Source organism: Candidatus Poriferisodalis sp. (genome assembly GCF_965198245.1).
Lineage (GTDB): Bacteria > Actinomycetota > Acidimicrobiia > Acidimicrobiales > Poriferisodalaceae > Poriferisodalis.
The window spans coordinates 603695-618369 of record NZ_OZ240249.1 but is presented as its reverse complement, the minus strand read 5'-3'; the positions used below and the strand labels follow the sequence as shown (position 1 = coordinate 618369).

The following is a 14675-nucleotide window of genomic DNA, read 5'->3' as shown; positions in this document are numbered from 1 at the left end:
AGCTAACGGTTTTTCGCGATCAAGCGCGCAGGGTGGGGCCTCGGTAGCCGGGGGTGAAGCCGTTGGCCGTCAGGGTGTCGTGGATCGGGTGCTCGGCGGCGGGTGTGGCATCGATGCGTGCCAGCTCGACCCTGGTGAGTCGGCCGGTGGCGAGGGCGTCGCGCAGTGCATCGATCCAGCGCAGGTCAGTGTTGGCGTGCTCGAAGGTGTGCAGGGTGCGACCGCCCCGGTCGAGCATGACGAGCGGGAATCCGTCGCAGAGCACCACATGGCCGCCAGCGGTTCGGCTGGGACGGCCGTCGCTGGGTGGCCAGCCGAGGGCGGCGCCGTAGGGCTGGGCCGGGTCTGCCGCTCCAAGGACGACCATGTCGCCGGATCCCTCGCGGTGGTCTCGCAGGCGCTCCACTGCCGCGGCGGTGGCGAACTGGGCGGCACCGAGGCCTTCCACGAAGTGACCCCGCCGCACGCTGCCCCGCTCCTCGAGCGCACGCAGGATGCCGTAGGCCGCGGCGAAACCTCCTGGGTGACCCTCAGCCAGCACGCCGGGGCGGGTGACGATGCCGTGGCGTTCCAGCAGCGCTTGCGCCGCGCCGTGGGCACGCTCGGTCGGCGACGGTGCGGGTTCGCGCAGCAGCAACACCAACGACCAGCGGCCCGCCGCGCTCGGCGGTCCCCCAGCACGCAGGCGTCCCGGGCGGGGCCGATGACCAGGACCCGAGCGTGTCAGCACACCCGATCGGCCTCGTGACGCACCAGCTGCGCGCCTGCCGGGCCGTTTGGCCTTCGCCGCTCGGCCCCTGCGTGGACCGAGCGCTCGCAGCGGGGCGAAGGTGTCGTTGGTGACCAATCCCGCCCACACCAGGTCCCACAAAGCTGCCAGCACCCGCTCGGACAGTCCGGACAGATCGGCTGGCGCATCGCCTGAAGTGGCAGCGTGCACTGCTGCGAACAGGTCAGTCCAGAACGCGGCGCCGCGCTCTGCGAGGTGGGTGAGCACGGCTGCCGCCACAGGGTCATCGGGCTCGTCGTCGGGCGGCGGCACCAGGGTGGCGATCTCGTCGCGCCAGTAGAGACGGATGCGGCCGTCGTTGGGGCCGAGCGATCCCGCGCCGATCCACACCAGTTCTCCGCTGGCCAGCAGCGCGTCGAGATCGGCCCCGCCGTAGCGGGCCAGGCGAGCCGGCAGCACGTCGGCCTCCAAGATCGACGCTGCGACTGGCGCACCCGCCAACTGGGTGATGGCATCGGCCAGCGCATCGGCACCCCGCCGGGGCCGGTCGATACTGTGCCAAGCGGACAGGAAGCGAGCGTAAGCCTCGGGCGGCACCGGTTCCACCTCGCGACGCAGGCGGGCCAGCGAGCGCCGCCGCACCGTTCGCAGCACCGACATGTCGCACCATTCAGTGCCGGTGCCATCGGGCCGGAACGCGCCCCGGGTCACCCGTCGGGTCCCCTCGAGGCGGTTGAGCGCCGCGGTCACCCGGACCAGCGGGATGCCCAATCTTTGCGCGGCCGACTCGGTCTCGAATGGCACATGCGTTGCTGCGAAGCGAGCCACCAGCTCGTCAAGTGGATCGGTGCCTTGATACGCATCGACTGTCAGCGCAGCCGGCAAGCCCACCGGCAAGGCGCATCCGAGCGCGTCACGGCAGCGCGCTGCGTCCTCGACGGCGACGTAGCGGGTCTCATCGGCGATACGGACTTCGACCGCACGGCGCTCGGCCAGCAGCTCGGCCAGCCAGCGCTCGCCCGGCGGCGAACCCGACGCGTCTGGTTCGCAACGGTGCGTGATTTCCAGTGCCGTGAGATCGCCAACTCGGCTCAGCACATCAGCGAGTTCGTCGGCATCGCGGGCACGGCGATCATCGGCCAAGCGCTGAAGCTCCAGTTCGAGGGTTGCCAGCACCTCGGCGTCGAGCAACTCGCGCAACTCCTCGGCACCCAGCAAGTCGGCCAGCAAGTCGCGATCCAGTGCCAGCGCCGCGGCCCGACGCTCGGCCAGCGGGGCATCGCCGCCGTACATGAACACTGAGATCCAGTCGAAGAGCAGGCTCTGGGCCATCGGTGAGGCACCGTCGGTGTCGACAGTCACCATGCGGATCTTGCGGGACTTGATGTCGCCCAGCACCTCCGACAACGCCGGCACGTCAAACACCTCCTGCAGGCACTCGCGGGAGGTCTCCAGCAGCATCGGGAAGCTCGGATACTTCGCCGCAACCTCCAGCAGTCCCGCCGAACGCTGACGCTGCTGCCAGAGCGGGACCCTCTCGCCCGGCCGTCGGCGCGGCAGCAGCAGGGCGCGGCCGGCAACCTCCCGGAAGCGGGACGCGAACAGTGCCGTCGACGGCAGGTGGTTCACGATGGCTTCGCGCACCTCGTCGGGATCGAGCGCCAGATCGGGAGCATCGAGGCCAGGCCTGCTTTGCAAGGCCGCCTCGTCGTCTGGAGACCAGACGTCACCCAATCGAAGCACGATGCCGTCGTCGCTCCACAACAGCTCGACTGGTCCTTCGCCGCTTGGGGCAGCCCCTTGCGCGAACTTGGCCTGCAGCGCGATGCCCCACGGGGCATGCACCCGGGCGCCGAACGGGGTGAGGATGCAGATCCGCCAGTCGCCGATCTCGTCGCGGAACCGCTCCACGACGATCGTGCGGTCATCGGGCACAACGCCAGTCGCAGTCCGCTGCGCGTCCAGATACCGCAGGATGTTCTCTGCCGCGGTTCGGTCCAGGCAGTGCTCGCGCTGCAGACGGCTAATCAGCCCAGTGACCGCATCGTCAGAGCTGTCCGTGGCGAAGTCGGGCGTCAGCGGGTCGGGCAACTGGTCGCCGACGGTGCGGATGAACGCCCCTACCGCCCGGCCCAGCTCGAGCGGTCGGCCAGGGCCGTCGCCGTGCCAGAACGGCATCTTGCCCGGCTCGCCCGGCGCAGGCGTGACCACGACACGGTCGAAGGTGATCTCGGCAATCCGCCACGTCGACGCCCCCAGCAGGAACGTCTCGCCCACGCGGGCCTCGTACACCATCTCCTCGTCCAGCTCGCCCACACGCGATCCGTCGGTGGTGAACACCGCGTACAGACCCCGGTCGGGAATGGTGCCGGCGTTGGTGACCGCCAAGCGGCCGGCCCCCTGGCGAGCACGGAGCATTCCGGTGGTGCGGTCCCAGACGATGCGCGGCCGCAGCTCGCGGAATTCCTCTGACGGGTATCGGCCGGCGAGCAGGTCCAGCACCGAGGAGAACACCTCTTCGCTGAGCTGTTCGTAGGGAGCGGCACGGCGCACGACGCCAAGCAGGTCGTTCACCGACCAGTCGTCGACGGCGACCATCGCCACAACCTGCTGGGCCAGCACGTCGAGCGGCTGGCGGGGGAAGCGGATCGATTCGATCTCGCCTGTGCCCATTCGCTGTGCCACCACTGCCGCCTCGACGAGGTCGCCGCGGTGGCGGGGGAAGATCTTCCCCACACTCGGCGCACCGACGTGGTGACCCGCGCGCCCGATGCGTTGCAGTCCTGCCGCCACCGACGGGGGCGAGGCCACCTGGATCACCAGGTCCACCGCTCCCATGTCGATGCCCAGCTCCAACGATGAGGTGGCCACGATGGCGCGCACACGGCCCGACTTCAGGTCGTCTTCGATGGTCAGCCGCTGCTCGCGGCTGAGCGACCCGTGATGCGCTCTCACCAGCTCCTCACCCTCCGGCGGCGAGGTGCCTTCGGCCTCGGCAGCGCGGTTCAGCCCGTCGAGATGCAGTTCGTTCAGCCGCGAGGCCAGCCGTTCGGCCAGCCGGCGGGCGTTGGTGAAGATGATCGTGGATCGGTGCGCGTAGACGAGTTCCAGCAGGCGCGGATGGATGGCGGGCCAGATGCTGTTGGAGCGGGTCTGCGGTGCTGGACTGCCTGGGACTGTCGGCGCTGTGTCTGATGGCGCCGCCGCAAGCTCCGGCGCTGTGTCTGATGGCGCCACCCCACGCGGCGCTGCGAAATCATCGTCGTGATCGACTCGCACGTTGCCGTTGGGCGTTCCCGCAGCGCTGGCGACTGCCAGGTCGCCCATGTCGGACACCCCGACGATGACCTCCACGTCGAGCTGAGAGCTCATGCCCGCATCGGTGATCACGACGTGTCTGGAGGCCGGCTGGTCAGGATCGTTGCCGCCGAGGAACCGGGCGACTTCAGACAGGGGTCGTTGGGTGGCCGACAAGCCGATCCGCTGCGGCGGCTCGACGGTCAGCTCGCACAGCCGCTCCAGCGACAGCGTCAGGTGCGTGCCCCGCTTGGTGGCGGCCACCGAGTGGATCTCGTCGACGATGACCCAGCGCACCCATCGCAGCGTCTCGCGCGCCTGCGAGGTCAGCATGAGATACAGCGACTCAGGCGTGGTGATGGCGATGTCGGGTGGCCGGGTGATCAGCCGCCGCCGCTCAGCGGCGCTGGTGTCACCGGTGCGCACGCCCACGGTCGGTGTGTGCACAACGGTGCCAAGGCGCTCGGCGGCCAGGCCGATGCCAGCCAACGGCGCTCGCAGGTTCTTGTCGATATCGACTGCCAGCGCCCGCAGCGGCGACAGGTACAGCACCCGAGTGCGTTCGGCACGTGGCGGCTCGGGCTCGGACATGACCCGATCGATGGCCCACAGGAACGCGGCGAGTGTCTTGCCCGAGCCGGTCGGCGCAGCGATCAGGCAGTGGCTGCCCGCCGAGATGCTCTCCCATCCCGAGACCTGACATTGCGTCGGCGCGGCAAATGTTGAGGAGAACCACGCCGCAGTGGACGTGGAGAATGCCGCGAGCGAAGGGTGCGTGTCTAGCTCGGGGGGTTGAGGGAGCCGTCGAATCCCTGATTGTGGCTGCCGTCGCACATCGGCTTCGTGCCCGACTGGCCACAGCGGCACAGAGCCACGACCGAATCGCTGTCGGCCACCGAGTTTCCTTCGTGGTCGTCGATCTGGCACAAACCGCGGACCAGCAGCGGTCCGTTGTTCAGCACTGTCACCGTGACATCAGCCATGTGATTCTCCCGAGTTCACCTCAACCGCATCGGCGTTTGCGGCGGTGCGGCCAGTGTTGCACGACTCGGCACCGCGCATGATCTCCGCCCGGAGCGGATCGGGCAGCGGCTGTGAGTACACCACCGCAACTCTCTTGGTCGCGCGAGTCAGCGCTACGTAGAGAGCCCGCAGGCCCTGGGGTTCCTCATCGACCATCGCGCCGGGTTCCACCACCACGACTCCGTCGGTTTCGAGGCCCTTGCACAGGCGCACGGGCGCCAAGGTGACGCGCGGGTGCAGCGCACCGGTGGCGTTGCGGCTGGCCGCGGTGGCGCGGCCGAAATCCACACCAGCATCTGCCAACAGCGCCGCGATCTCGTCCATGAACTGGGTGGGCGACACCACGAGCATGCTCCCGCCGTCGAGCGCGACAACCTCGGAATTCACCGTCTCCAGCACGGTGTGAGCCAAGCTCTGGGACGCCGAGACAAAGCGAGGCGGCGACCCGTCGATGCGCACGGCAGCTGGCGGCGCGAGACCGGGCGCAGCTGCCGCGAGCACACGATTGGCGAGTTCAAGGCTGGGCTGGGGAATGCGGTAGCTGAGGGTGAGCTCAGCCAGCCGCGGAGGCACCGGACCCGACGGCAGGTGAGCGAGGATTTCCTGCCAACCCGATGGCGCGTGCGCAGACGTGGCCTGGGCGATGTCGCCGACCAGCGTCATCGAGCCGTTGAGCGAGCGCCTGGCAATCATCCGCAGCGCCATCGGTGGCTGGTCCTGGCACTCGTCGACCACGATGTGCCCGTACGTGCGCATCTCGGTGTCGCTGCGTCGCTTGCGTGAGCGCGACCGGGGCCCCAGCACGGCATAGGCCTCATCGAGCAGCGCAACGTCGGCATCGCTCCACTCGTAGTCAGCTTCGCTGTCGCCGCGGGGCCGATGCAGCGATTCCCATTCGACCTCACGCAGCACGCCGGCAGCCGCTGAACGAAGCAGCGCGCGTGAACCGAACAGGTCGCGCAGCAGCTGTGCCGGCGTCAACAGCGGCCACATGCGCTCGAACGCCGCCATCACCTCAGGGTGACGGGCAAGTCGGTCACGCAGCTTGACGGGGTCGGGCCGACGCCGGTGAGAGGCCGACATGGCCGCGTAGACCTCCTGCTCCACGAAGGCACGACCGGCGTTGTGATGGCGGAACCGGCGGCGAGCCTCGGCCACGATGGCGCGTGACGTGCTTGCGGCAAGGGTGACGTAGCTCAGCCCGAACTCCAAGCGAAGGTCGCTGCGGAGAGCTCGTTGGCGGTCCCGCACGGCGTTCACGATGACCTGCGACATGCGGGCATCGCCCTTGGCGCGGGCGACGTCGGGTGCGTCTGCAAATCGGATCCGCACCTCGGGGAAAATGTCGTTGAACAGATCGGCCAGCACGAACAGGTGCACGCCGACCTCGCCCAGGCTGGGGAGCACGCGCTCGACGTAGCGCAGGAAGAGTCGATTGGGGCCGACAACCAGCACGCCTTGGCCTGCGAGCGGGAAACGGTACGTGTAGAGCAGGTAGGCGGCACGGTGCAATGCCACGATCGTCTTGCCGGTACCGGGGCCGCCCTGGCAGACCAGGATGCCTTTGCGTGGGCTGCGGATGATCTCGTCCTGCTCGGCCTGAATGGTCGACACGACCTGCCGCAGCTGGCCGTCTCGGCGCTCTTCGAGGGCCGCATAGAGCGCCCCGTGGGCGTTCAGCCGCGGTCGGCCATTATCGGAGCCATCGCCGTCGAGAGCGTCGAGGTCGAAGACCTCGTCTTCCAAGTCTGCGAGGACGCGGCCACGGCACACGAAGTGGCGGCGCCGCAGCAGTCCCAGCGGGTCGCCGCCGGTCGCACGGAAGAACGGCTCCGCGACCGGGGCCCGCCAGTCCACCACGACGGGCTCCTGCCGCTCGTCGGCAACGGCCAGCCGGCCGATGTAGAAGGTCTCGCTGGGACCGGTGGCATCGGGCTCGGGGGCGTCGTCGCTGGTCTTGGCCGGCCGGTCGATGCGGCCGAACACCAGCGACGACGAACCCAGCTCGAGCTGGCTGAGGCGACCTGCCACGGCGTCCTCGATGACGTCGCGTTCGAACCTCGCCTGCCGGGTGCCACCGCGGCCGACCTCGACCATGTCGCGCAGCCGCGTCGCTCGCTCCCGGGAAGACTCCAGAAGCGCATGCGCGCGGTCGATATGTGCTTGTTCTGCCTGGATTTCCGGATGGCTCACGCTTGGCTCGTCACCGTTTTTGAGGCTGATCAAGGCTACTGGGGGCGGGTGGTACCGGCGCGCCTCTTGGCGCGCGTTCGGGCTCAAGCCCCATCTGGTGGACGACTACAAGGCGTCCACCGACCTGTTCGCAGCCCTCGACACCGGCGCCGGCTCTCCGAGCCCGCCACCAAATGGCTCCGCCGCGCAACCCACCGCTGCGCCGCCGAGCCCAAAGACTCCATCAACCAATTGTGTCGCCACGGCAGTGCGCAGGGTGTTGTCGAGCATCTGGCAGTGCTGGCGGGGGAATCGCCGCTAGTCGGCCAATCGTCAAAGGCTGCAACGGCTGATCACCGGGCACGTGAGACATAGCGCATCCGAACCGAGTGCGGCCCGCTGGCCCATCGCTCGGAGTCATCTATGTCTGCTTCATGTCTCACCGGGCGACGAGCGGCCCGTTTCTGGGACTTGCCAGCTGCGGCCGGTCCGGAACGAGCGACGTGACCTCATAGGAACCTGTGCCCAAAGATGCCTCATCACTGCATTGTCCGTCCCGTCCAGGCACGCGAGCCGCTCCGAGCCGACTCCGCCACCCTCACAATCCGCACTTGACAACCAGAGAAACGTCCCGGGGTGAATCAAGGCTGGGCACTCCGGCATTCGTCGAGTCGTAGTCAAGCGTCTACTGTTGTTCGCCTCAGCCATCCAACGAAGCCGGGATCGACATGCACCTGTTCCATGATCTTGAGCGAAAGGCGTCCGCAGGCGGCTACGGCGTCGACGGTCGAGTCATCAGCCGCGTCACGGTTGCCGACGTCCATCGCCTCAGCGCAGGACTCGCGCGCGCAAGCGGAGGAACGACCCAGGCGGCCTCGCTTGCTGCCGCAAGTCTTCGCCGCTGGATGGTCCACGGAGACGGGAAACTGCCACCGGTGCGGGGTGCCGGCTATGTCCACGCGAATCGCGAGGTGTGGATTGCATTCACCGACTGCGAGACCCCGGCGCTGTTGCGGGGCCGACCTTCGGCGTTTGCCGAGTTGCGCCGCTGCTTGTCGTTGTCTGCCAATCCTGACTATCGTGGACACTTGCGCGTCAAGACGAACCCGCCTGTCGACGTCGACGGCGACGGCGACACGGTCACGCTGCGATCAAGGGAAGGAATCGCTCGCCTGAGCATGCAAGACGCGATACACATTGATCACTGGGTCTCAATCACCCTGAGGCCGCGAGACAGGCTCGGAGTGTTGCTTCTGCCCGGTCCTTGGATAGCCGGCTGAGCTGGGCCTCGTCGGCATGTCGTCGCATCTGAGCATCTCAGCTCTGAGCGGGCCTACATGTCGCCAACATCATCAGGCATGAGCATGAACTCAGGCTGCGACTCGATGCCCAACTCGCCGACATCCTGTCCAACCCGTTCGACATCGGAGTCGACGCGCACACCTACCACTAGATCCAAGACCTTCCACAGCAACAGCGAAGCGCCGAATACGAAGGCTCCGATCGACAACACGCCCACGAGCTGAGTCCCCAGATCAGCGCCAGCAGCGATGCTCGCGGCCAGAGTTCCCCAGATGCCGGCCACGAGATGCACGGGCACCGCGCCGACGACATCGTCCACCCGATACCTCTCCAGCGCCCGTGTCGATGCAGTCGCCAGTAGACCACCGACGGCACCAATGATCACAGACCACCAGAACTCCACGAGATCCGGACCGGCGGTAATGGCAACCAATCCGGCGAGAGCGCCGTTCAGACATACAGCCAGGTCGAGCCGGCCGCAGAACCGGCGGACGACTAACAGTGTCATGACGAAACCGGACGCGCCAGCCAAGTTCGTATTGACCAGGATCATGCTCATTGACACGGCGTCCTTGGCACTTGCCAATGCCAACTGCGATCCGCCGTTGAACCCGAACCATCCGAACCACAGGATCAGCACCCCCAAGGTGACCAACAGCACATTGGACGGAGGCGTGGTCTTGACGGTGCCGTCTGCTCGGAACTTGCCCAGACGCGGACCGATGACCAAGAGCCCGGCGAGTGCCGCCCAGCCACCCGTGCTGTGAACCACGGTGGAGCCGGAGAAGTCCTGAAAGCCTCGCTCGGCGAGCCAACCTCCGCCCCACGTCCATGCTCCCACGATCGGGTAGATGAATGCGGTCAGCACTGCGATAAACGCCAGGAACACCCACAGTTTGATTCTCTCTGCGATTGCGCCCGACACGATCGATGCCGCCGTCGCGACGAACACCATCTGGAAGAACCAGAACGCCGGCTCGGAGCGACCGGTGCTGAGCAGGTCGCCGATCGCTCCTGTGCCGCCCGACATAATCGAGACTTCAGCATCCGACGGACCGACGAGCAGTCTGAACGTGCCGAGAAATCCGCCCTCAACGTCGCCGTACATCAGGTTGAAGCCGATCACGAAGAACATGAGCCCGGCTACCGAATATAGGCCGACATTCTTCAAGCAGATCATCGACGCGTTCTTCGAACGGACGGAACCAGCCTCCAACATCGTGAACCCAGCGCACATCCACATGACGAGCGCTCCCCAAATGAGGAGCGAGAACGTGTTGAGCACGAATTGGGTCTCGTCACCGATCCCCTCGGCAGCCGCCTCTGAGGCTTGGAACGCACCCGCAGCCGAAGGCAGCAAGAAGAGGGCCGCCAACGCCAACAGGACAGTTGTTGCAAGCTTGGCGCTCGCAGGGACGGTAGCTGCCATGACATTGGCTCCTTGAGATCGCCGGTCCGCTGTCCGACGGCACACAAGCCTGAAACGAACGCGGCTCACCCCTCGGGCGACATGCACCCTAACCCTGATTGTTCATACTCTAACCCTGATGGTTCATGAGGTGGGCGGGTTTGGGTGCGTGAGTCCGCGGAAAAGCCCCTCTGACCCTCGGTACGGTCGCCACAGCGCCCCGATTCGGACATCAAGCATGGCTGAGCACATGATCACGGACATTGCGACTCGCTCCGAATTCGGTCCCAGGGACCGTCAGATGGATCTCTTCCATGCGGTGGTACATGCGGACGGGTCGTGGGCGATGGCCCTGGCGGACGGTCTCGGGGTCATCCGTACGAGGATGATGCAACTCAGAGGCTGAGCCGATAGGCGGTGAAGCCGTGGCCCGCGCGGCCCGTGAGCGCAGCGAACAAGAGCGGGATAGAAGACGTTCGTCAGACGAAGGTACGCCTATTGTCGCTGCCTCTTCGTGCGCGCAGCTGTCACGGCGCACGATGCCAGAACGACGACAGCAGCCAGCATGAGGGGCCACGAGCCCAGCACCGTCGCCGGGGTGGATCCCGAGCGAAGGTCCACATTGGCGGCCAGAACGACGGATTCGCGTAGCTCGCTGCGATGTGTGATCTCGCCCTTCGGGGACACGATCGCGCTGTAGCCGGTGGTGGAGGATTGCAGCACCCAGCGACCCGATTCGACGGCTCGCAGCCGGGCGCTGGCCAGCGACTGCGCCGGTACCACCGACGTGCTGTACGACGACGCGAGCGTGGGGTTGGCCACGATGCGCCCGCCCGCACGGACACCGTCGCGGACCAACTCGCTGAAGTACACCTCGTAGGACGTGACAGCAGCAATGTCGCCCAATGAGGTCGTCAGCAGGCCCGGACCGGCACCTCCGATCGCCTCCCGGGAAATCAGCGACAGGTCGGCGAACCGCTCCACCACGCTGCGCAGCGGCACGTACTCGCCGAAGGGCACCAGGTGGGCCTTGTCGTACCGGTCCGACAGTCCGGTGTTGGGATCGATGGCGACGGTCGTGTTGCGGAAGCGCTGGCCGTCGGGGATCCGCTCGTAGAAGTTGGCCACGAGCACCAGATCGCGTTCAGTGGCTAACGCCTCAAGTTCTGCCAGACGGTCAGACGCCTCGAGGGGACCGTCGCTGGACGTGCTGCTCTCGCTCCACAGCATCAGATCTGCGTTGCCCTCCCAGGCCGCGGTGGCCTCAAGGTGCCGAGTCCGCACGCTGCGCTGGGGCGTGTCGACGTTCGTTCCCAACTCGCCGCCGGCCTGCACGACCGCGGCGGTGATGGTGGCATCGACGGTCGTCGCCGGCCAGGCCAGTGCCGCGAGGGGAAGGCCGATCGCAGCCACCGCTGGCCACGCCACGTCGCACCATTCCCGAGCACAGAGCCGCTCGACGATGACAGCCCCCACGCCGACCAGCGCGATCACGCCCAGCGGGCCGGCCAGGACGGCGACGCCCAGCCATGGTCCCTCGACCTGTCCCAGCGCCAGGTTGGACATCGGGACGCCGCCGAACGGGACGCGCCAGCGCACTGCCTCGCCCAGCACCAGCGCTGCGGGCACGCCGAGGGTCCGCCGCCAGCCGCTCGGGGCGACGAGCGAGACCGGGAGCGCCATGATCAGCGCTTCGACCGGCACGGCCGCGATCCATCCGGGCACCGTCAGCTCGGTCATCCAGAACAGCCCGAGCACGTACGCGCCGAGCCAGAAGGCGCCTGTTGCTTCGAGCCGATCGCGCCAGCGACCTGCGCCCCGGTTGCAATAACGCAGCCACAGGCCCAGGCCGATGGGCCCGAGCGGCCACAGCCCCCATGGAGGCAGCGACAGCATGGTGAGTGCGCCCAAGGCGACGGCCAGGCCGTCGCGCAGCAGCCGACCCGACACGGCTGGACGGCTCACGGCGAGGTGATGGGCGGGCCTGAGCCGAGGTGCTGCACCACTGCTGCTGCCGCTTCATTGCCTTGCCGGATGCAGGCGGGGATGCCAAGTCCCCGGTAGGCCGCACCGGTCACGAACACACCGGGGAGTTCGCGGGCGAGTGCGCTCTCGATGCGCTCGACGAGATGTCCGTGACCCGGCACGTACTGAGGCAGCGACCGCTCCCAGCGCGAGACGCGCCACGACGTGATTGCCGCGGGATCGCGCAGCCCTCGCAGGGGCGCCAGGCCAGACAGTTCCCCCACCACGGTTTCCAGTAGCTCGCTGTCACTCAGGCGCGTGTGGCGGTCGTCGTCATCCCGGCCGACCGAGACACGCAGGATGGCGTTTGGGATGCCCTCGTTGCCCCCATTGCCGGCGTCGCAGTTGCCGACGTCGCTGTTGCCGCCGCCAGACCAGTTCGGCCACTTCGCCGACCCGTAGCTGCAGGCCGTCGTCAGCCAGCCGATGTCTCGGGTGACCAGGAAGCCGGCCTCGGCCGGCGCTTCGATGGCATCGGGGCGCACGCTGAGCGTCGTCACCGCCACCGACGCGTAGCCGATGCGCGAGAGCGCAGCGGCAGCGTTGGGCGCGCCCGGCAGCACCTCCGCCGCCGCATGAGCGGGTGCAGCAATGATGACCGCGTCTGCGGCGAGCACCTCGGACCCGGTGTGCACGGCGAACCGTGTTCCGGGGCGCCGGATTGCTTCCACCGAGTGGCCGAGCCGCAAGATGCATCCGTCGAGCCGCTGCAATAGCGCTTCGACCAGCCGACCCATCCCGCCTTCGAAGCTGCCGAAGATCGGTGCCGGACCGTCGGCACCTGGGACGGGGGCCGGTTGCATCCGGCGCAGTCCCCGCATGAGCGAGCGGCTGCGTCCGAGCGCTTCGATCAGGATCGGCGCCGACATTGCTGCGTCCAGCCGGTTGGTGTCCCCCGCGCTGATGCTGCCGAGCAGCGGGTCGACCACCTGGGACGACACCGCCGCTCCGAGCCGAGAGCGCACGATGTCGCCCACGCTGGCGGACTTGAGCCGTAAGCGCGCGTTCTCGCCCGGGTCGGATGTCACCACGTCGATCCCGTCAGGACCCAATCGGCGTGCGGTGAACCGGCGCGGCAGCACATAGTCGGCTGCGGCGCGCAGCGTGCCCGCCGGACCCAGAAGCGGGGAACGCAGCAGCGGTCCGAGCCGGGTCGGCACCCCGCCCACTAGTCCGTCGGGAAGGGACGTGAGCTGCGGACCGTCTGGGCCGGCGTGAACGACCGAGGCACCGCCGATCGATGGCGAGATGCGCTCGGCCGAGATTCCCAGCTCGTCGCAGAGTTCGATCGCCCAGGGCACCCGCAGCAGGAATGCATCGGCGCCCTCGTCGACCGGCACGCCTTCGAATGGAGTGGTGTGGATCTTGCCGCCCAGGCGCTCGGCGCTGTCGATCAGCACCACCCTGGGCACCGCAGTTCCGGCGTCAGCGGGATGCAGCAGGCGGTACGCAGCAGTCAGCCCGGAGATGCCGCCGCCGACCACGACGACCCGCTTAGGTGCCATGACTACAGGTCATCATGACTAGTGGGTGCCATGACGAGGCCCCCGCTCGCTCACTCGTGCTGGCTTGCGTTCGCCGGCTGGTACTCATGCACATGGTCTGTCAGGCGCTCCAGCACTGATGGGTCGGTTTCGGGCAGCACGCCGTGGCCCAGGTTGAAGATGTACCCGGGCTGCCGGGTGCCCTCGGCCAGGATGCGGTCGGCCGCTGCGCGCACGGCTGGCCAGCCGGCCAGGCACAGCACCGGATCCAAGTTGCCTTGCAACGCCACGCCTGGCCCGACTCGCCGGCGCGCCGCGCTGAGCGGTATCCGCCAGTCCACTCCCACCACGTCGGCGCCCACCTGGGCCATCTGGTCGAGCAATTCCCCAGTGCCGACGCCGAAGTGCGCTCGTGGCACACCGAGATCGGCCAGCTCGTCGAAGACACGCTTGCTGTGGGGCGCCACATATGCCGCATAGTCGGCCGGCGACAGTGTTCCAGCCCATGAGTCGAACAGCTGCACGGCGCTCGCACCCGCAAGCACCTGCGATCGCATGGAGGCCACGGCGATGGCAGCGAGACGCTCCATGAGGTCGTGCCAGAGCGCCGGGTCGGTGTGCATGAGCGCCTTGGTGATCTGGTGCTGGCGGGCCGGGCGGCCCTCGACCAGGTAGCTCGCCACCGTGAACGGCGCCCCCGCGAATCCGATGAGCGGCACGTCGAGCTCGGCTGCCAGCAGTCGCACCGTCTCGAGCACGTAGGGGGTGTGAGCGTCCGCGTCCAGCATCGGCAGGCGGTCCAGGTCGGCCCGGCTGCGCAGTGGCTCGGCTGCGACGGGACCCACGCCGGGCACCACGTCGATCCCGAAGTCGACGGCAGCGGCAGGCACCACGATGTCGGAGAACAGCACCGCCGCATCAACCCCGTAGCGGCGCACCGGCTGCATGGTGATCTCGGCCGCGGTGGCCGGGTCGGCGATGGCATCGAGAATGCTCCCGTCGCCGCGCAGCGCCCGGTACTCCGGCAGCGAGCGACCCGCCTGGCGCTGGAACCACACCGGCACCCGCCCGGTCGGCTGGCAACGGGCTGCACGCAGGTAGAGGCTGTCGCCCAGCCGGTGAATGGGATGGTCAGCAGGCAGCGACCCAGCGGGCATCGTGACGGTCTCGGGAGCACCAACCATGCGCTGCGAACGGTACCGGGACCGGCTCGTGGTGCTCTCGTTCTCCGACA

Annotated in this window: 8 protein-coding genes; 1 reads left to right on the top strand and 7 read right to left on the bottom strand. The window is 68.0% G+C overall.

Annotated elements, in window-relative coordinates; genetic code table 11:
- Window positions 1-19: 19 nt before the first annotated feature.
- Genes ACOCMM_RS02860 through ACOCMM_RS02850 form a run of 3 tightly spaced genes read right to left on the bottom strand, consistent with a single transcriptional unit; the run spans window position 20 to window position 7243 of the window.
- A complete protein-coding gene (locus ACOCMM_RS02860; RefSeq protein ID WP_419554810.1) occupies window positions 20-4837 on the bottom strand; it encodes an Lhr family helicase in 4818 nt (1605 codons plus the stop codon).
- Window positions 4807-5010 (bottom strand): CDGSH iron-sulfur domain-containing protein, encoded by a 204-nt coding sequence (locus ACOCMM_RS02855; RefSeq protein ID WP_419551690.1) that lies wholly within the window; start codon window positions 5008-5010, stop codon window positions 4807-4809. The genes ACOCMM_RS02860 and ACOCMM_RS02855 overlap by 31 nt, the downstream gene beginning before the upstream one ends.
- Entirely contained in the window at window positions 5003-7243 is a 2241-nt protein-coding gene (locus tag ACOCMM_RS02850; protein WP_419551689.1) for a HelD family protein, read from the bottom strand. Before ACOCMM_RS02850 ends, ACOCMM_RS02855 begins: the two co-directional genes overlap by 8 nt.
- 707 nt (window positions 7244-7950) lie before the next feature.
- On the opposite strand from ACOCMM_RS02850, the gene ACOCMM_RS02845 reads away from it, so the two are divergent.
- Window positions 7951-8502 (top strand): hypothetical protein, encoded by a 552-nt coding sequence (locus ACOCMM_RS02845; protein WP_419551688.1) that lies wholly within the window; start codon window positions 7951-7953, stop codon window positions 8500-8502.
- Window positions 8503-8555: 53 nt separating this feature from the next.
- On the opposite strand, the gene ACOCMM_RS02840 is transcribed toward ACOCMM_RS02845, so the two are convergent.
- The 4 genes from ACOCMM_RS02840 to hemE all read right to left on the bottom strand — a co-directional run bounded on the left by ACOCMM_RS02840 (window position 8556) and on the right by hemE (window position 14598).
- On the bottom strand, window positions 8556-9953 hold the full coding sequence (locus ACOCMM_RS02840) for an ammonium transporter (RefSeq protein WP_419551687.1): 1398 nt from the start codon (window positions 9951-9953) through the stop codon (window positions 8556-8558).
- A gap of 474 nt (window positions 9954-10427) precedes the next feature.
- The gene (lnt, locus tag ACOCMM_RS02835; protein ID WP_419551686.1) at window positions 10428-11897 is read right to left on the bottom strand and encodes an apolipoprotein N-acyltransferase; all 1470 of its coding nucleotides are present in this window, start codon (window positions 11895-11897) and stop codon (window positions 10428-10430) included.
- A complete protein-coding gene (gene hemG, locus ACOCMM_RS02830) occupies window positions 11894-13462 on the bottom strand; it encodes a protoporphyrinogen oxidase (protein WP_419551685.1) in 1569 nt (522 codons plus the stop codon). Before hemG ends, lnt begins: the two co-directional genes overlap by 4 nt.
- A gap of 50 nt (window positions 13463-13512) precedes the next feature.
- Window positions 13513-14598, bottom strand: a complete 1086-nt coding sequence (gene hemE, locus ACOCMM_RS02825) for a uroporphyrinogen decarboxylase (protein ID WP_419554809.1) — start codon at window positions 14596-14598, stop codon at window positions 13513-13515.
- Between the last annotated feature and the right edge of the window lie 77 nt (window positions 14599-14675).